This is a genomic window from Microbacterium altimontanum (assembly GCF_058349865.2).
The window spans coordinates 389,241-407,678 of sequence record NZ_JBYRJB020000003.1; the positions used below are offsets into that span (position 1 = coordinate 389,241).

Genomic DNA, 18,438 nt, shown 5'->3' on the forward strand with positions numbered 1-18,438 from the left:
GCGAGCACTGCGCAGCCGGTGGGATCTCGATGATGGCGAGGGCGCTGGAGCTAACCCCCGCTTCCCCTGCGTGGCACGGGGACACACGAGATTCGAGGGATACGCGGGACTCGAACCCGCTCTGTTCCTGTTTGGAAGACAGGTGCCGCACCATATCGGCATGTATCCCGTTCGGAGAGGCGACGTCCGCGTTCTCGCCAGAGGTCGTCGCGGCTGAAGCTCTCTCCTCGCTGCGCTGGGCGGCTACCTCTGGCAACCAGTCGCCCGCTGCGTGCAGCTTGCGGCCCCGACCGGACTTGAACCGGCGGCCTCCTGGCTGACAACCAGGTGCTCTCACCATCTGAGCTACGGGGTCAGGGGAAGCACCCGCACCGGCGGGTGGACCGCGCAGCTGTTCACGGTCCTGCAGCTCGAGTCGAACGGCGCTGCCTCCTGTGCAGGCAGTGTCGCCCGCGGTCTCTCTATGCGCGGTGCGCACAGAATGTGGGTCCCAGGGGAGTCGAACCCCCAACCCCCGGAGCAAGAATCCGGTGCTCGGCCAGTTGAGCTTGAGACCCAGAATGGGGGCGGGCTGCCATTGCCCCACCGCGGCCGTCAAGACGCGAGCGGGACTCGAACCCGCACCTCCCCCTCGTCGGGATGACAGGATTTGAACCTGCGACCTCGCCGCCCCAAACGGCTTGCTCTCGCCAAGCTGAGCTACATCCCGAAGCGCGTGCGTGGTCCATCCCGCTCGGGTCAAGAGGGCGTTCCTTCCCTCCGGTGCGCGACCGTTTCCCGAGTGCCGGGGCCTCGAACCCCGGACGCCAAGTAGTGGAGGCGAGATTCGAACTCGCGGAGCCCGAAGGCCGCTGATTTACAGTCAGCTCGCTTTGGCCGCTTGCATACTCCACCGTGACCTGCGCGAGGCGCGCAGGCATCGACGTGGGGATGGCGCCCCACGCCTCATCACCCCGCCCCGCCGATTGCTCGGTCGGGCGAGGTGGTCATCTTCCGCTGTGGTCTTATCAAAGTGAGCCGAGGGCTCTCGTACGCGTTCCCCGCCTGCGCATCTGCGCGGTGCGAGGGGCGTTCGCACGGGCGGCAGGGATCGAACCCGCAACCTCTGGTTTTGGAGACCAGCGCTCTTCCAGTTGAGCTACACCCATATGTCGTTGTTCAGTTGTCGTGGCCGAAAATGCGAGAAGCCCACCGGTGCTCCAAGGCTTCGGTGGGCTTCTCGCGTGTCGCGGGACTTCTCCCGCTACATGAGACCCACCTCGCCCGGGTACACCGAGTTCTCGGTTCCGGGGAACCACTGGTGCTTGGACGTCGCGATGGCAGCATCGAGCGCACTGAGCGCACCGCGCATCAGCGTCCCTTCAGCTGTTCTCAACGACCTCACGGCCAGTCCTTCCTCCGGGGCCCACCCGTTGCGGGCCTCTAATTTCAAGATATACGCGGCCACCGACACTCGACGATCCCGCTCTGCCGAATACCCTGCGAAGGGTCCCCGGCGGGCGCCCCGCCGGGGCGCCTGCGCACCTCCTATGCGCGGTCCTTGGCCGGATTCGCAAGAAGGCGAGCCGATCAGACTACGGCAGGATCCCACTGCGGCGCAATAGCCGATGCTCAGGCAGTGGAGCGCATCTTGCGCAGGCTCGCTGTGGCCGCAGGGAGCAGCCCGGCCGTCATCCTCTCGTACGAGGTGAACAGCGCGCGCTGTCGGCTGACCTCATCCACGGCGCCCCGTAGGCCGAATGCGGCGTCCACGGCCCTGTCCAGCTCGCGATGGGCCTTCAGCAGCTCCGGTGCCATTGCGAGTGGGTTGTACTGTGCGGCGAGGCTCCGATCGGGGTAGAGGGCTCGCGCTTCGAGTACCGCGCGGCCACCGAGGATGATCCGATCGCGCGCCGCGCCGTTCACGCGGGGCAGCGGGAAGGTATTCCAGACGACCGTGTTCGAGAAGCTCGGATCGGACTTCAGTCTCCCGCCGACAGTCTTCTGCCACGTGATGAACGCCGACGACGAGATGATCGCGAACGCGAACCCATCCTCGTCCTCGCACTTGTAGACCTTGTCCCCCGCGATCACATCCGCGCCGAGGAGTTCGCATGTCGCCCACCGCCGGGACTCCGAGAACACCTTGGGGATGCCCACGTACGGCACGACCGGCTGTGACCGCTGCCCGAACAGGTGCGGCGTCTCGGCCATCTGCCGCGTGGACGCCGCGCTGCTCGTCTCGCGGAACGCCTTCACGGCGGACAGGCGCTCCCGGAGGACGGGCGACCTTGACACGTCGGAGGGGTCCAGATCCACCAGCCACAGGCACCAGCGCGGGAGGTTCCGGATGAGCTCCTTCCCCATGACGAACCGGCGAACGTACTTGGCGGCTACCGGATCCGCCATGACGTCGTCGTACTCGTCGGGCTCGATGATGAGGTGTCCGCCGTCGCGGGGCATGCTGCCCATCGACGCCGGTGGAATCAGCGGGGACAGCGGCGTCCTGCGCTGCTCGACGAGAATGTTCGGTCCGTCGGCAAGGTAGCCGTTGATGCCGATCGTGACCGGCACGCGCTCGGGCGCTCCTCGCAGACCGTTGGCGGTGTAGTCGAACAGCGCCGCCGCGCGGGGATTGCGGGCCGCAGGCTTGTCGAAGCCCACGATCGTGCAGTGAACAGCCGCGGCGCCGGGAGCCTCGCTCGTCCAGGCGAACGTGCGGTGGGCGAACTTGATGCGCCATCCGCCGGCGAACACGGAACCGAACAGGGCGGGGACCGGCTCTCCCTGGGTGATGGAGTTGGTCGAGACGAACGCGAACTGGCCGGCATAGCCGGGGCTGCGGAACAGGTCGAGGGCCTTGGCGTACCAGCCGGTGACGTAGTCGAGCCGGCCGATGTCATTGCGCTTCCACACGGCACGCAGCTCGTCGGCTTGCTCAGGGGTGCGGGTGGCGTGACCGAGGAAGGGCGGGTTGCCCACGATGCACAGGTCGTCGGTGGGCTCGACGACCTCGGCCCAGTCGACAGTGAGCGCGTTGCCGACGTGGATCGTGTGGATTCGGTCGAGCGGCAGGGAGTCCGGGGCTGCGCCGATGGCTGCCTCCATCGCCTGGTTCGCCTGGTGCTCGACTAGGTGCAGTGCGGTCGCGGCGATCTGTGCGGGCCACTCCTCGAGCTCGATGCCGTGGAAACTTGTGAGCCTGACCGGCAGGTCCTCCTCGACGAAGTGCATGAGCCCGCCGGCGTACCCCTTCGCCTGCCCCGACAGTTCCTGGATCCGCACGAGCACCTCGAGGTCCAGGGCGCGCATCTGCCGGTAGGCGACGACAAGGAAGTTCCCGCATCCGCACGCAGGGTCGAGGAACCGCATCCGGCCCATGTCCTCGCGCAGCTTGGTCAGCTTCTTGGTGTCGCCGTAGGCAGCGTCGAATCGCTCGCGCAGCTCGTCGAGGAACATCGGGCCGAGGGCCTTCATGATGTTCTCCTCGGTGGTGTAGTGCTCCCCGAGCTCTCGGCGGGCCTCCTTCGACTTCACCGCTTGGAACAGCGACCCGAAGATGGCCGGGGAGATACGGGCCCAGTTGAACAGCGCTGCCTCGATCAGCCGGGCGCGCATCGTCGCATCAAGGGACGGGATGGACAGCGTGTCCTCGAACACTCCCCCGTTCACGTACGGGAACCGGGCGATGAGCTCATCGAGATTCGCCTGCCGTCTCTCCGGGCTCCGGCCCATCACCTGGTAGAGGTGCGTCAGCTGCGCGCCGAGGTCCGAACCGTCCGTGGAGGTGCGGGTCTCGAGGAACTCGAGGAACAGGTCCTTGTCCCACATTCCGGCGTCGTCGGCGTAGAGCGCGAAGAGGGTGCGCACGAGGAACACGCTTGCCTCATGGTCGTCGTACCCACTACCGCCGAGACCCTCGTACAGGCTCGCCATGAGCCGGGCTGCGGTGATGGAAGCCTCGGCCTGCTCCTTGGAACCGAACTGCCGCTCGCCGTACCCCGCGAGAAAGGCCAGCCGCTCGGCGTTCTCCCGCAGCTGAGCGAGAGGAAACTCGACCGGCGGCACATCTCGGTCCTCATGGAGGTCGAGCAGCCGGAACCGCCGGAAGTCGCAGGTCAGCACATACCGCGGCATCTCGTTCTCGGTGAGGCTGTCCAGATAGTCCAGAGCCTGTGACTCTGCTGACCCCAGATCCTTGCCCGCCGACTTCATCTCGATGACGACGACGCCGGGGACCAGCGCATCGATGTAGCCCTGTCTGCCGGTGCTCGTGCGCCTCGCGCGCTGCTCGTACAGCGCCGCGCGGGTCTCCCGAATGCCGTACACGGCAAGCAGGTCGCGAACGAAGCCCTGGGCCTCCTGCTTCTCGTCGCCGGGGCTGTTCGCCCAGTCGAGCGCGAAGCGGGCGGCGCGTGTGCGGATCTCGTTCAGCGACAGGGGTTTGGGCACATCCGTACCGTATCGCGACCAAGCGACATAGTCTGGTGCGGCCGGCAGCCGATCAGAGGACGACGGTCGCCCCATCGGTGGGGAGCTCGCGCGTCGTGGAGAGGCGGACTGCCCGCTGGGACCGGGGCTCCGGATCAGACCGCTACGGGCTCGGCGGTCGCGACCTCCCAGGCGGCGACCGCTGCCACCAGCCGGGCGTCCCGTTCGGTGTCCTCGGGCGCAGCATGCTCGGCGAACTCGGGGTGGAGCACGCTCAGCGGCCAGCCGAGATCTCGGACCTCGAGCCCGTGGTCCCGGAGGAAACGACGGTTCGTCATCACTTCGACGTGGCCCATGAGGGACGTTCGCGCGGAGAAGTGGAACAGTGCCATCGCGCCGAACACCCGCGAGCCCAGCTCGCACAGCACTCGCCGGAGGGCCGGCTGCAGGTCCTCCCACACCACGATGGACGCGACGGCGCTACGCGCGATGCGGAGCTGCTCGGGCTGCGCATTCGGACCGAGCGCGAACCTGAGGGACGCGTCGAGGTCCTCCCGGATGTGGGCCGGGTTGCGGCTGAAGATGCGTTTGGTGTCGGTCATGTCATGCCTTCCGGTGTCGGTCACCGTGGGTATGCGCGGCCTTCAGCGGACGACCGTAGCCTGCGCCGTCCCCTCGTCGGTCGAGACCTCGATCCGGGCGGGGAACGCGTCGCGCACAGAGTCGATGTGGCTGACCGTGAGCACGTTCACCCGCTCCGACAGCCGGTTGAGTACCTCAAGGGTGGAGCGGATGCCGTCCTCGTCGAGAGATCCCCAGCCCTCGTCGAGGATGAACGTCTCGATGGGCGTGCCGGTGCCGGATGCGACGATCGACGCAAGGCCCATGCGGATCGCAAGGTCGACGCGGAACCGCTGCCCACCGCTCAGAGCCTCGTACGCGCGGGTCCCCGTGGGCGTGTCGACGTAGACAGTGACCTTCGATTCCTGCTGCCCGCTGGTGGTTTCCCGGCTGGTGGACAGGCGCACCTGCAGCTCGCCGGCGGAGAGGTCCGCCAGGGTCAGGTTGATCGCTGCGTTCAGGTCGTCGATCACCGATTCGAGAATCATCGACGGGATTCCGGCGGGTGAGTACGCCGTTGCCAGTTCCGCGTGGACGGTGACGTCGCGCTGTGCGCTCGCGAGCGCCTTCTTCGCGTCCTCGATGCGTGCGGCCTGCTCGGCCTGGCGGCGCGCGACCTCGGCGCGCCGCCCCTGCTCGGCGTCGAGGGATGCGACCTCGGCGCTCGCGGCGTCGCGCTCTGCGCGCAGGCGCGCTGCGGTGACCGCGTGGTCGTTTGCGGCGTCGGCCTTGGACTGTGCAGTGAGAAGCGCCGCCTCCAGCCTCTGCTCCGCTTCGCCAGGCTTGCGGGCGGCGTTCACCTCGGCCGCTGCGGCCTCACCGCGCTGCTGCACGGTGGAAAGTTCTGCGACCAGCGCCTCCTCGGCCGTGGAGATCGCATCGTCGCGCTCGGTGGACAGTCGCGCGACCTCCGCGTTCCGCTCCGCGGTCAGCTCGTTGCGGCGGGCCCGGTCGGAGTCGACCGCCTGCTCCAGGTGGGTGGCTCCGGCGATCGCGTTCTCCGCTTCGGTCACGGCGCCCACTGCGACGGAGAGTTCGCGGGTGGGCTGGCTGACTGCAACCTCCGCCTCACGGAGCCGCTCTGCCGCCTGGTCGGCGAGGGCGAGCAGGCGGCCGGTGTCCTGGCGAGCGGATTCGACGGCGGCCCGACGCTCAGCGATCACCCGCTTCTGCGTGTCGCGGAGGCTTGTCGCGAGGGCCTCGGTCAGGTGCTGTCCGCAGGCGTAGCAGTTGCCTGCGTGGGCGATGGTTCCGAGTGCTTCGGTGGCCTCGGCCAGCGCTTCGTCGGCGTGCCGCTGCACGCCCTCGGCGTCGCGTGCCTCGCTGCGTGCGCTGGACAGCGCCTCGCGCGCGGTGTTGACCGCGGCCGCTGCCTGGTCCACAGCGGTGGAGGCTTCTTCCGCACGCCGGCGCAGATCGGGCAGGGATCCGCGGGTCGCGGCGATCTGGCTCAGGGACTGCTCGGCCTCGGCGAGCCGCCGGTCGATCGCGGCGATCGCGGTCGTCGTGCGGGCCTCCAGCGCGTTGACCGCGTTCGTGTACCGGGCCTCGGCGGAATCAACCGCCTGGTCGCGGCGGACAGGTGCCCCAGCTCGGTCTGACCGCGCGGCGGCAAGCTCTCGCTCTGCCGCTGCGAGTCGCGCCAGGCGCGGGTCGCGGACGGCGGCCAGTGCGTCGGTGGCGCGCTGCACCTCCAGCGCAGGGTCTGCCTGCTCGTGGGCGTACAGCGCAGCGGCCGCATGGTCCAGCGCGTGGCGAGCGTGCTCGGAGGCGTCAGCGAGCTCTGTGTCCGTCAGTGCGCCGTGGCCGGAGACCGGGGATGCGTCGTCGGCGACGAGACTGTCGTTGAGCTCGGTGACCCGGCCCTCGGCCTTCGCGACGTCCTCCTTCGCGCACCGGAGTCGTTCGAGGGCGGCCCGGTGCATGGGGCCGTACTTGCCGAGGTCGAACACGTCGGAGAGGAGCTTGAACCGGTTCGACGGGAGCGCGTTCGCGAACTGTCCGTACTTGCCCTGCTCAGCGACCCAGGTCATCACGGCCGTCTCGTAGGACATGCCGAGCAGCTCGACGACCTTCGCGGTCGCCTCGCGGACGCCCTTCTCGGTGAGCGCATCCCAGTCCCCGTCCACGTCCCGGTGGACGGACGCGACCGCAGCACCCGACCGGCGGTGCGAGCGGGAGACCCGGTAGCCGGCCCCGTTCACCTGGAACTCGACGGTCACCGTTCCCGCATCGGCTCCCGTGGTGATGGACTCCTCCACGGTGCGGGTCGGGAACTTCCCGTAGAGCGCGGCGAGGACCGCCGAGACCATGAGAGCGGACTTTCCCGAGCCGTTGTGGCCGACGGCGACGAGCAGCGGGATGCCGGCGATCTCGACGCGAGCGCGTTCGCGGTACCCCCAGAATCCCTCGATCTCGATAGCGGTGATCCTCACAGCGTCTCCCCCGTCTGGTGAGTCGTTCGCGTAGCGGGCGACGAGCCGCGACCGCAGGGAGCCCAGAATCCCTCGATCTCGATGGCGGTGATCCTCACAGCGTCTCCCCTTCTGGTGAGTGGTTCGCGTAGCGGGCGACGAGCCGGAGGCTCATGCGGCCCCATCCAGACGGGCGGCGGCGGTGACCAGGGTGTCGGCGTCGATGGTCGAATGCGTCTTTGCCCAGGTGCGCAGTGCTGTGTCGGCGTCCACGCTCTTGCGCAGGGCGACGCGGTTCGCGCGCGGCGCCTGGGCGGCCGGTCGCGCCTTCGTCCCGACGATCTGGGCGCCGGCCTTCGTGATGCGCAAGCGAACGGTGCGATCGAGTTCGACCTCGCCGGGCGGCAGGACGACGCGGACGAGCGCCCCCTCAAGATCGAGGTCGCCGAGCGACGGGCTGTCGGCGAGGTCGATCGTCCGCAGCACGCGCGCGGGCGTCGCCGTACGCTGGAACGTCATCCGGCCGTTCAGCGTGACGAGGTTCGCGCCCTTCGCGTCCGGCTCGTCGGTGAAGGTCAGTCGGTTCGGACTGCCGGCGTACTGGTACACACCGGCGCCCACGGCCTGGGGGGTGTGGATGTGCCCGAGCGCCCCGTACGCGAACGGGAGCGATTCGAGCTGTGTCACGTCGAGGATCGGCTCGGAGAACAGGTGGGTGAGCTCCCGCTCGCTCCCCCGGCGCGTGCCCCCTGTCGTACGGGGTGAGTCGTTCGCCTCGGCAGGCGACGAGCCGCGCGTCACCGGGCGCGACGCGACCGTGACGTGCCCGGCCATGACGAGCGGCATGCCACTGTCCGCCTGCTCTGCGAGACGGCCCAGCTCGGCGATCGCGTACTCCGCGACCTTCTGGTCAGCGTCGGCTGCCGACAGGTCGGCCGTGTCGAGGATCGCGTTGCGGTTCAGCCACGGGAGGGTAGCGACCTGGATCGGGCCTACGGTCACCAGTTCCGGGGTCGCGGAGGCTACCGCCTCGCCTCCCCGGGCCCGGAGGATCTCCGCCAGTGCCCAGATGGCGCTGCGGTGGCCGGCGCTCACGCCGATGCGGTTGTGGTTGCCGTCCAGCAACAGCACGGGGATCCCCGCCTCAGCCAGCGGCGTGTACGCGTCAGCGAGCATGAGCAGCGCCTCCTGCGACGGGCGGCCGTTCTTGAACTCGTCGCCCGCAGAGATGAAGGCGTCGACACCCCGTCCTACCGCCTGCTCGGCGAGGTGCCTGACGGTGCGGTAGTTCGACTCCCAGGCGGTGTTGCGGCCGGTGGCCGGGTTGATCGTGCCGTGCACGTCGGAGTCAATGTGCTCGTCGCCGGTGTGCATGAACGTGACCATGCGTGGTCTATGCGCGGTGTGCGGCGGTGCCGCCGCACACGGGCTTCCTCGGGTTGCCCGCGGGGTTGCCCTCACGGCGCCAAGCCGCAGATCCCTCCCGGCACCAGGGATCTTGGTCCAGTCTCTCGCGGACGACGCCAGGTCACCGTGCAGCGGGCCACGAGCGCGCGTGGGCCGTCAGGCACACGCCCAGACGCGCAGGAGGCCCGCTCCGAACGACTTGGAGCGACCGACCCCGCGCGCGAGCAGGGCACCGAGCCGGTCTCGGTTCTCGACGACGGCGAATCCCTCGAGGTGGGTGAGGGTGAGCAGGTGCCCGCGGCGGCGGTATGGGCGGCGGCCGACGCCTGTGAGCACCGGGGTGAGGAACGCGCCGGCCGTGCGCTCTGTGAGCCAGTCGGTGGCGCGGGCCGTCGGACGGTGACGGGTTGAGCCGTCGGGCATCGTCCTGCGGACTACGGTGTCCGCAGTCAGCTGGAATCGGACGACAGCACCGGTCGATGGGAGCGGTGGGGCCGGGCGGCGGGTCGCATCAGCCGGCAGTTGCGAGGGCTCGATAGTGCTCTGCACGAGGATCCCCTCCCCGGTCCCGGTCCACAGAATGCCGGCGCTCGCACGGGCAGGGGCCGGCAGGTCTTTGGGGAACAGGCTCATCGTCAGCCGGTGCACGGCGTCGGCGTCGCTCGTGTCGACGCCGGCGAGAGCCCGCCCGGTCAGCAGGGTGTGGTGCATGGGCGCCTATGCGCCGCGACGGCCCGCAGCCACTGCGCGCGGGAGCCGCAGACCGCAGGCGTCGCGGTAGCGGTCCTCTCGATCCCCGCCCCGAGTCGGTAGACCGGCAGCGGGCCAACACTGCACGTCGGTATGTGCAGCGCGACCTCCTCGGCGGGTCCGTCGTGGAGCCCGAGGTGGAAGGGGAAGGTCGCCGGGTGCGCAGCGCGACCGAGGAACACAGGGAAAGCGGGGCGGCGGACCGCGCTGGCGAGCTCTGCGAGCACACCGTCGTCCGGGTGGCCGAGAGTGACGATGAACTCGGCGTCCGCGATGTACGTGCGGCGGCTGACCATGGTGTGCACCCGCCCGCCGACCTCCCACGCCTTGCCGTTGGCGCGGCTGACGACGTAGTCGGCGCGGGGCTTGCGTGCCCGGTCGTGGGTGATGATCCGGCGTTCGCGGCTGCGCACGACGTCAGCAGGCGGTGGGGAGACGGTGTGGTAGTCCTCCTCGATCCGTCCCGGGCGGTCGGCGCGCACCAGGATGTCGAGGTCTGCGAGCTCGTGGCGCTCGGCGCCGCGACGGAGCCCGAGAGCGGCGCGCAGCAGCCCCTCGATCCCGGTGCGTGTGGGAAGCGGCTCCGTTGGCCGCCAGCGGCTGGTCGCCTGCCCTCCCCACGACTGGGCGGGCCCCGCGAACCGGAGGACGAGGGAGACTGTCACGACGCGACCTGCAGGCAGGCGGCCGCCCAGTCGATGAGACCGGTGAACGAGCCGTGCTCTGCGGTCCCTGGCGCCGGGAACTCGCGTGCGCGGGTGCCGGTGACGTACGTCCCCTCGAACAGGTCCGCGTCGAAGTCGCGCGCGGCGGCCATCTGCTCGAGGAGCGCCCGGGCGCTCGTGTCGGCGTATCCGCCTGCCTCGTCCGGGGTGACCGGCGAGTGGAAATCGTAGGCGATGCGGTGCGCCTGGCGTTCGGCGACGATCAGGTACGGCAGCGGCGCATTGCCGCTGCTGTGCAGCGCGCCGTCCGGGAGGTCGAGGATCAGATGCCGGAGGAACGAGGTGATCTCCCCGTGGTCCGGCTCGCGGTTCATGTTCCTGTGCAGCTGCGGCGGGTCGATGGTGACAGTCCGGTAGTAGACGCCGGAGGTCAGGGCGCTGTAGCCGATGTGCGCGGCGCCCGTCCCCGGCGAGGCGTCGTCGACCGCAGTGAAGAAGTCCAGGTCGATAGTCGCCGCATGGGTGGTGACGGCGTGGCTCACGCTGACAGCCCCGAAGGTGTTCAGGTGCGGGGCGGCGGTGAACATGCGGCCGAACGCGGCGATCGCCAGCGAGTCGGTGCGCTGCGTGATGAACTCCGTGTCCGTGGTGCTGCCGCTGTACGCCCGGGCGCACGCCTCGATCTCATCTGAGCTCAGCCACACGACCGTGTCCTTCGGCGCGGTGTGCGACTCCTCGTCCTGCGCGACAGTGGACAGGCGGGCAAGCCTGGTGGCGATTGCCGCGCGGGTGGTCGCCCGGGCCTTCGAGGTCCACGGCTTCGGCGCGAGCTGCTCGGCGCGGGTCAGGATGTCCTCGACGAGCGCCCGTGATCGCACCGATGAGTGCTCGGCGGCGCGTTCGAACCCGACACGTGCGGCGCGCTTCAGCGACTGGGACGAAAGCCGGGAGCGGCGCACACCGCCCTCGAACACCTGCTTGGGCGCCCCGGTCTCGTCGCGGTTGCGGTTGTGCGGGGGCAGCACGGTGAGCGTGTGGAAGGTCAGGACGGTCATGCGCGACTATGCGCCATCTGCACCCGGTGCAGGAGCCGGGCGTGTTCCTGACCGTCGGAGAACCCGGCGAGGCAGGCGGTGAGGTCCGCGAAGTTCACGGCCGACAGTCGCTGCGCCAGGGCAAGGTACGCACGAGCGGCTGTCGCGGGCTGCCCGCCGACAACCGCACCGAGCATCCGGCTGATGTGCTTCGACTCCAGCGCCGCGAGCTGCTTGTGCAGCGGCCGGTCGCGGTGCGGGGATGAGGAGGCGACCGTGACCGCGATGGCCATCGTCAGCCCCTCGCACTCGTCGAGGTGCACGGCCGCCAGGTGTTCGGCCACCGCCGGGATGGCGGTGAGCTCTTCCGCGTCTCCGATCGTCAGCGCCCGGATCGCGGCGCGGCGGATCACTGGGTCGGCGCGCGCGGCCACTGCCCAGGCGGCGACCTCCGTCCACCTCTCCCCCTGCCGCTCATGCCCGAGGGCGAGCGTGACGGTCAGCCGCGCACGGGCCGCGAGCACACCCGACTCCGCGGTCGATGGGCCACCCATGCCCGCCGTGAACTCGTCGAAGGCGTCGAGCGCGGCCCTGCGCAGCAGGAGCGCCGTCCCCGGCACGTCCGGACGATCATCTGCTAGATACTCCTCGAGCACGGGGCCCGCCCGGTGACACCAGGCGCGGAACGCGCGCTCCCCCGCGGTGAATCCGCCGGTGGCCTGCACGCCTGCGGCAGTCAGCGCAGAGCGGATCTTCCCGACGTGCCCGCCGATCGCGGTCAGCCGGGAGCGTGCGCCGGCGCTCAGGAGGCCGGGGGGTGCGCTGAGGAACCGGATGTCGCTGATCTCTGGTGCGGCCGGTGTCCCCTCCAGGCGGATGGAGAGGATCTCTGATTCCCCCACCTCCACCAGTCCCGGCTGCTGTCCGCGGGCTCCGGCGTGGCTGAGGGTGCGGGTGAACAGGTCGGCGACCAGGTGCATCGGAGACGCGCCCGGAGGCAGGCCGCGGGCCGGGCGCACCTCGTTCGTCTCCTCTCCGGCGCGGCGGACGGGGAGGCGGACGACGGTCGGATCGCTGCGCCACAGGTCGGTCTCGATGGTGTCGATCGCCGCCTTCCGAGACTCACCGGGTTGAGCCCCGGTGATTCGACGCCCGGCGACAGCGACGTGCGAAAACCTGCCTTCGGCCGCGGGCTCTGTCAGCCGATAGGCGGAGCCGGACCATGTTGCGGCGGTCAGCGGTCCGTCGAACGGGGATGCGGCCGGGTCGAGGTAGGCGGGGAGCTCTGAGCCGCGCAGCCACCCCTCGTCGATGTTCGCGAGGATCGTGTGCAGCAGGCTCGGCCCGTGCCAGTAGGAGCGCAGGCCCGCGTTTGCGTAGCGGACGGTGCCGCGCGGTCTCCACCCCTCATCCGGGGCGTCCGCGTAGCGGCCTTCGGCTCTCCCGCCGACCCCCGGGGAGAAGAACCAGGAGGCGAGGAGTGCACGCGCAGCCTGCGCGGCGCTCAGCGCGTGGTCCTGACCTCCGGGCAGCGTGAACCATGCCTTGCTGGACCCGCCGGGGATGGTGAGGTTCAGCCAGTCGGCCGGGGCGAGCCGCTTCGCATCATCGGGAATCAGAATGGACGGATCTTGGCAGAACGGGGCTGCGGGTTCGCTGCCGGCGACGAGCCAGAGCCGGCTACCGAGGGCAGTCAGCTCGAGGTCGATGAGGCGCGGGTCGAGCCCCTCCTCGGCCACCTCGTCCCAATCGGCGCCTCTCGGGTACCGGCGGGCGATCAGCGCAGTGAACGTCGGCAGGAACCGGAGGAGCGCTGCACGCTCGATGTGCTCGGCTCCCAGGTCACCGATCTCGTGCGCATGCACGAGGAGATCGCGCAGACCGACTTCCCGCACTGTGCCATGGCCATTGCGGACCGGGATCCACGGGAGCACGGTCAGGTCGTACGTCATCCGACGAGGAACCACCACGCCCGGCGCAGCGCACTCGGTTTCGGCCGGCGAGCTGCGGCCGAGCTTCCGTCGTCTGCGACACCGGGAAGTCGATAGGGATTCCACCGGCAGGCGGCCCACGCATCTCGGTGCCAGCGGCGGCTGCGCACGATCCAGTTGTGTCTCCGGCTGCGCAGCCAGATGCCGAGACGCGTGAAGTCCCCGATCTCGCAGGTGAATCCCTGGTCGCAGACCAGGCACGGCCCGATCCCGAGGTTGCGGTCAAGCGCGCGGGAGACGAGGAGCGCAGTTGCGGAGATCACCACGAAGGCGACGGGAACGGATGCGACGCCGAACCAGAACGAGAGCAAATCCATGACCGTCTATGCGCCGATCGCGTGGCATGGTCTGCCCGTCCCCGCCCGTGGCTACTGCCTCAGTACCTGAGGCCTAGGCGCTCGTCGTACGCGCAGCCGGTCCCCATCCGCACGGGCACGACACCGCGCAGCTCCGACGCCCGGAACGGGGAGACGTCCGGGTTGAACCGCTCGTCCACATCGATCAACGGGACCAACGGCCCGGATGCGTGCACCTTGTCTGCCGCCACGCGCAGTGTCATTGACAGGAGCCCTGCGACCTCGCGCGGGAGGCGGGTGGCGAGGGCACGCAGCACCTGCGCGTCGTCCATGGTCCCCCGCCATGACCACCGGCCGCTCGTGAACGCGTCGACGAGGATGATCGGGACCTGCGCGTAGTCGGCGAACCGGGTGGCCGTCTCGCTCAGCGGCTCGGGCTCGGTGAGCCGTGCGAGTTTCGAGAAGGTGAGTCGGCCGTGGAAGGGCCCCTTGGCGTCGCGTGCGTGGATCGTGACCTCGGAGGCGGCGACCGCGCGGGTGACGGCCTTGGCCTGCTCCGACATGTCGGTGACCGTCAGCGTCTCGAGGGCGAGGTCGAAGTGCGCGGCGTCCACGAACTCCTGAACGTCCTCGGGAATGCGCAGTGCCCGCCCCGCGGGAAGGGCACCGAGCGTGCGCTGCAAGGAGCCTAGCGAGTACGGCAGCGCAAGCGATTCGCTCACCCCGTCCTCGTCGTGCAAGTACATGATGTCGAGGACCGGCTTCTGCCCGGGCCGTGGGTGCCAGTGTCCGTTCCACGCGCCGGCGTCCACTCGGGATGAGCGCCACATGCGGCCCGCACGCTGGATGAGGGCGGCGGCCGGGGCGAGCTCGGAGATCATCAGGTCGAAGTCGAGGTCGAGGCTCGCCTCGATCACCTGCGTCCCGATCACGATGGACCCCTCCGCGCGAGAGGTCTTCCCGGCGACGTGTTCGATGTCGTCGGAGACGAGGGTGCGGTGCCCGGCGGCCATCCGCGAGTGCATGGCGGTGACGTCTACGAGACCTGCGTGCAGCAGCTCCTCGGCGACCAGCTGGCAGGTGGCGACACGGTTCACGATGACCGCGATCCGCGCCGTCGGGTGCTTCCGGCGCGCGGTGAGCACGCGCCGGGCGATTGCGGCGGCGAGGGTCTGCTCGGGCGTCTGCCCGTGCCGCATGTCGACGGCGGTGAGCGTCGTGTCGAGCTCGTAGCTGCGCGCGGAGACGATCGAGGTCACGGTGACCTGGTCGCCCGTCACCAGAGTGTGCGCCGGGTAGGCGCCTTCGACCGGTGTCTGCCGGCCGGTGTAGGCGGAGGCGAATCGTTCGACGAGCACCTGCGGGAGGGACGCGCTGAGCATCGTGACCCGGGTGCCGGTCATCCCCCACCATGCGAGAAGGTCCTCAGTCAGCTGCGTCTGGTACTCGTCGAGCAGGTGCGCCTCATCGAGAATCACATGCGCGTTCGCGATCGCAAGGAGCCGCACCGGCGTCCACTTCTGCCGCAGGGCACCGAGCAGCACCTGGTCGACGGTGCCGACCGCGACCGGGGACAGCAGCGGCTTGATGTTCCCGAGCACCTCGGTCGCCCACGGAGAGTACTGCAGACCGTTCCCCGTCTCGCCGCGAGAGAGGTACCAGCCGTCGAGTGACCGATGCGCGTGCAGCAGGGCGCCGACGTTCCGCCCGGTGCGGTACATGCGGCGGACGCGCTCCCACATCCGGTCGGCGGTCGCCCGGGTCGGCAGGCCCCAGATGACGTTCTCCGACTCGGTCATATGCCGGAGCATCGCCGCCTCGGTCTTGCCGGATCCCGTCGTTTCGGCGACGATCCAGAGCCCGCGCCCAGTCGTCTCGGCGTCCCGCTGCAACGGGTACGGCTCGATTCTCGTGGATCCCATCACCGCAAGCCGCGGCTTCGCCGGCGCCCGGTACACGCCGACCGTGCGCGGCATCGACCGCCGGTACGCGCGCTCGGCGCGCCGCACATACTGCGCGCACCCCTTCGCGGTGCTCAACGGGTCGTTCGAGCCGGCGAGTCGCGCGCCTCCAGGCGCCCGACGACTCCGAGCATCAGACGAGCCGCATGGGTCATCTGATGCGAGCCAGTCGGCGAGGATGACAAGGCCTGTCACCAGGACGATCGCAGCTCCCTGGTGGGCGTGCAGCTCGAACCGCAGGTCCGATGGCTCGAGGCCCAGGGCGCCGCAGACCGTTGCGATGATCAGCTCGCGCTCGGTGTCCCAGGCATCGTCGCCGGCGGCCGCGGCGATCGCAGACCTGACGTTCTGGCAGTCGGCGCTGATCCCCGGCGCGAACCTGCCGTGGTGCCCGCCGGCCGCGGCTCCCGCCCACCGGTCGCCCACCTTCTCGCTTGCCGCATCCGGCATCGCCCCGAGGATCCATTGGCTGACCTGCTCGTGGCGGGAGGCTGCGTCCGGCGCCAGTTCGACGTCACATCCGATGACCGTGCTGAGCCCGGATGCCTGGAGGTCGGCGGCATGCTGGGTGTGCAGGGGCGACGGGCCACGGCGGGCGCGCTGCTGGGTCTGGAAGAGCGGGTTCGCTTTGCCGATGTCGTGGAGGCCCGCGACAACTGCCACGAGCCTGCGGGCGCGATCCGGGTCGCCAGGTGAAAGGGCTTCCGTCAGGAGGTCCTTGAGCCCCGGGCGCAGCCAGAGGTCCCACACCGCGAGAGCGGCACCCGCAGTGTCCAGGAGGTGCTCACGCAGGTCGTAGAGGTGGCTCGTCCCGGCCTCGGCGCGGAACGTCTTGCCCCAGAACGCGAAGGGAAGGGTCACGATGCGGACTATGCGCGCAGCGGCAGCCGGTAGGCCACGTTCGGGTAGAACTCGAAGCGCTGACCGTCGAACCGCCATCCGCCGATCAGCGCACGAGGGTCTGCCGCCGCCCCGTACTGCGAATCGACGACCATGATCAGCACTCCGGGGTTCAGCACCGCGGCCTCACGCACGCACTCACTCGGCTGGATCCGGCCGGGAAGGAAGGACTCAGGCATGGCCGACGGCCAGCCGCCACAGCTCGGCGTCAGAGAGCGCGTGCGCGCGGAACCTCACGCGGAAAGCGATCGGCACCGGTCGCACGAGCCTCGGGATGACGAGGCTCCCACGGGTCAGCCATGCAAGGAGCCGCGCGGCCTCGGCGGCGTGCGGGCGCTGAGGGTTGAGCACGTACCCGTGGACCAGTGCGCACTCACGCTTGCTGCGGTTCATCGGAGCCTCGCCCTGGTCCATCCGGCCAAGGCACCCGGGAAGCTGTTCAGGTGCATCGCGAGCCGTGCCCCGACGATCGCGTCGTCGAGCGCGTCATGGTGCTCGTCCTGGCGGAGGTTGTAGCGGCGCGCCAGCGTATCCAGCTTGTGGTTGTGCGCCTCGGTGTCGACGGCCCTCGCCATCTTCAGCGTGCACACGTAGTCGAAGGGCGGCGTCTCGATGCCGGTCGCGTCGCACGCTGCGCGCACCACGCTCCGCTCGAAGGCGGCGTTGTGCGCGACCAGCGGCAGATCGCCGACGACCTGCCGGATGCCGGCGAGCACCTGCGGCCAGCCGGGCGCACCCGCGATGTGGTGCGGGCGGATGCCGTGGACGTCGATGCACATCTGCTGGAAGTAAGAGAACCCGGGCGGCGGCGTCACGAACGACTTGCGCTTCGCGGTGATCCTGCCCTCCTCCACACGCACCAGCCCCACCTGGATGACAGAGGCGCGCTTCGCGTTGGCGGTCTCGAAATCGACGGCGGCGAAGCTCAGCACGGGGTCACCCCGACGGTCCGGATCATGGGCGCCTATGCGTGCAGCATCGCGTGCAGCTGCTCGGCGCCGCCGCCGAGGGGCCGGAGTCCCTCGGTGAACCGCGCACCGAACCAGGTGATCTCGATCCCGGCGGGTGCAAGCTTCTCGTTCAGCTGCTGGCGCTTGGTGATGAGCGCGCCGAGCACCGCGTACTGGACGAGCAGCACGCCGGCGGTCGCGAGCGCGATCCCGAGAGCCAGCGGCCAGCTGCCGAACGGGACACCGATCGACCCGGCGCCGGCGAGCACGACGACCGCGAGAGCCAGGGGCGCGAACACGATAGCGCGCATGGCGCGAGGGTTCACGACTGCCGTATTCGGGAGGTCGCCGGCTGCGACAAGCTGGCGGACAGCGTCGGTGGCGGACCGGGCGTAGCGTGCGTTGGTGCTCATGCACCGGTCTATGCGCGGGCTCCCTGACGGTCGCTGCTCGTCGCCCGCTGTCGCGAACGACTCCCCAACTCCTACAGCGAGTGGACGCCGACGTGCTTGTTGCCGCGGACCTCGTAGAGTGCGAACGCCGCGAGCGACATCCCGCACGTCACCTGGCCGCTGGTGATGAGGCCGAGAAGCTCCCCCTCGCCGACCCACATCGTCGTGATGCCCTCCTCCTGCGCCGGCGTTTCTGGGACCGGTGCCTCGACGGCCGCGAGGTAGACGTCGACGACCGTGTCCAGGATCCCGGTGTCAGGGTGCAGCGTTCCGAGGTGGCGCAGACGCTTCGGCGATACGGCGAACCCTGTCTCCTCGGCGAGCTCGCGAGACGCGGCCTGCGCCGGATCCTCGAGCGGGTCGACGCCTCCGCGCGGGAACTCGAGCGTGTACCGGTCGAGCGCGTGCCGGTGCTGGCGTACCATGCCCAGCTGCGGGATGCCCCGTTCGACCAGGCGCGGGATGACGATCGCTCCCGCGCCGGTCCCCACGGTGATCACATCCCACCCGGTGGCAGGCTCACTGTGGATCACCGACACGTCGCCGCGTCCGCGGACGACCCAGTTCCCGCTCACGCCTCGTGCTCC

15 protein-coding genes and 6 tRNA genes are annotated in these 18,438 nt (G+C 69.9%); all 21 read right to left on the reverse strand.

What is annotated here, in order from left to right; translation table 11 throughout:
* Positions 1-95: 95 nt before the first annotated feature.
* The 21 genes from AC3RX1_RS06920 to AC3RX1_RS07020 all read right to left on the reverse strand — a co-directional run bounded on the left by AC3RX1_RS06920 (position 96) and on the right by AC3RX1_RS07020 (position 18,426).
* Positions 96-169, reverse strand: a tRNA-Gly gene (locus AC3RX1_RS06920).
* 112 nt (positions 170-281) lie between these two features.
* Positions 282-355: transfer RNA gene (locus AC3RX1_RS06925), tRNA-Asp, on the reverse strand.
* Positions 356-484: 129 nt separating this feature from the next.
* A tRNA-Lys gene (locus AC3RX1_RS06930) sits at positions 485-557 on the reverse strand.
* 77 nt (positions 558-634) lie between these two features.
* Positions 635-709, reverse strand: a tRNA-Pro gene (locus AC3RX1_RS06935).
* 102 nt (positions 710-811) lie between these two features.
* Positions 812-894, reverse strand: a tRNA-Tyr gene (locus tag AC3RX1_RS06940).
* A gap of 181 nt (positions 895-1,075) precedes the next feature.
* Positions 1,076-1,148, reverse strand: a tRNA-Trp gene (locus AC3RX1_RS06945).
* 463 nt (positions 1,149-1,611) lie between these two features.
* Positions 1,612-4,431, reverse strand: coding sequence for a DNA methyltransferase (locus AC3RX1_RS06950; RefSeq protein WP_491500478.1), 2,820 nt, complete (start codon positions 4,429-4,431; stop codon positions 1,612-1,614).
* 134 nt (positions 4,432-4,565) lie between these two features.
* The gene (locus tag AC3RX1_RS06955) at positions 4,566-5,012 is read right to left on the reverse strand and encodes a hypothetical protein (RefSeq protein WP_491500479.1); all 447 of its coding nucleotides are present in this window, start codon (positions 5,010-5,012) and stop codon (positions 4,566-4,568) included.
* Between the two features lie 42 nt (positions 5,013-5,054).
* Positions 5,055-7,466, reverse strand: coding sequence for an SbcC/MukB-like Walker B domain-containing protein (locus tag AC3RX1_RS06960; RefSeq protein WP_491500480.1), 2,412 nt, complete (start codon positions 7,464-7,466; stop codon positions 5,055-5,057).
* Positions 7,467-7,616: 150 nt separating this feature from the next.
* Entirely contained in the window at positions 7,617-8,831 is a 1,215-nt protein-coding gene (locus AC3RX1_RS06965) for a metallophosphoesterase family protein (protein ID WP_491500481.1), read from the reverse strand.
* Positions 8,832-9,008: 177 nt separating this feature from the next.
* Positions 9,009-9,563: a type I-E CRISPR-associated protein Cas6/Cse3/CasE gene (locus AC3RX1_RS06970; RefSeq protein WP_491500482.1), complete on the reverse strand. Its 555-nt coding sequence runs from the start codon at positions 9,561-9,563 to the stop codon at positions 9,009-9,011.
* Complete coding sequence (gene cas5e / locus AC3RX1_RS06975) at positions 9,545-10,267, reverse strand: type I-E CRISPR-associated protein Cas5/CasD (RefSeq protein ID WP_491500483.1); 723 nt, start codon at positions 10,265-10,267, stop codon at positions 9,545-9,547. The genes AC3RX1_RS06970 and cas5e overlap by 19 nt, the downstream gene beginning before the upstream one ends.
* The gene (locus AC3RX1_RS06980; protein ID WP_491500484.1) at positions 10,264-11,322 is read right to left on the reverse strand and encodes a type I-E CRISPR-associated protein Cas7/Cse4/CasC; all 1,059 of its coding nucleotides are present in this window, start codon (positions 11,320-11,322) and stop codon (positions 10,264-10,266) included. Before AC3RX1_RS06980 ends, cas5e begins: the two co-directional genes overlap by 4 nt.
* Complete coding sequence (locus AC3RX1_RS06985) at positions 11,319-13,253, reverse strand: type I-E CRISPR-associated protein Cse1/CasA (protein ID WP_491500485.1); 1,935 nt, start codon at positions 13,251-13,253, stop codon at positions 11,319-11,321. The genes AC3RX1_RS06980 and AC3RX1_RS06985 overlap by 4 nt, the downstream gene beginning before the upstream one ends.
* A complete protein-coding gene (locus AC3RX1_RS06990) occupies positions 13,250-13,609 on the reverse strand; it encodes a hypothetical protein (protein ID WP_491500486.1) in 360 nt (119 codons plus the stop codon). Before AC3RX1_RS06990 ends, AC3RX1_RS06985 begins: the two co-directional genes overlap by 4 nt.
* 59 nt (positions 13,610-13,668) lie before the next feature.
* A complete protein-coding gene (gene cas3, locus AC3RX1_RS06995) occupies positions 13,669-16,410 on the reverse strand; it encodes a CRISPR-associated helicase Cas3' (protein ID WP_491500487.1) in 2,742 nt (913 codons plus the stop codon).
* Between the two features lie 8 nt (positions 16,411-16,418).
* Positions 16,419-16,628 carry a hypothetical protein gene (locus AC3RX1_RS07000; protein ID WP_491500488.1) on the reverse strand — a complete coding sequence of 70 codons (210 nt, stop codon included), beginning with the start codon at positions 16,626-16,628 and terminating at the stop codon, positions 16,419-16,421.
* Positions 16,621-16,842: a hypothetical protein gene (locus AC3RX1_RS07005; protein WP_491500489.1), complete on the reverse strand. Its 222-nt coding sequence runs from the start codon at positions 16,840-16,842 to the stop codon at positions 16,621-16,623. Before AC3RX1_RS07005 ends, AC3RX1_RS07000 begins: the two co-directional genes overlap by 8 nt.
* A complete protein-coding gene (locus AC3RX1_RS07010) occupies positions 16,839-17,381 on the reverse strand; it encodes a 3'-5' exonuclease (protein WP_491500490.1) in 543 nt (180 codons plus the stop codon). The genes AC3RX1_RS07005 and AC3RX1_RS07010 overlap by 4 nt, the downstream gene beginning before the upstream one ends.
* 32 nt (positions 17,382-17,413) lie before the next feature.
* Positions 17,414-17,812, reverse strand: coding sequence for a hypothetical protein (locus AC3RX1_RS07015; protein WP_491500491.1), 399 nt, complete (start codon positions 17,810-17,812; stop codon positions 17,414-17,416).
* 71 nt (positions 17,813-17,883) lie between these two features.
* Entirely contained in the window at positions 17,884-18,426 is a 543-nt protein-coding gene (locus tag AC3RX1_RS07020) for an NUDIX hydrolase (RefSeq protein ID WP_491500492.1), read from the reverse strand.
* Positions 18,427-18,438: the final 12 nt, after the last annotated feature.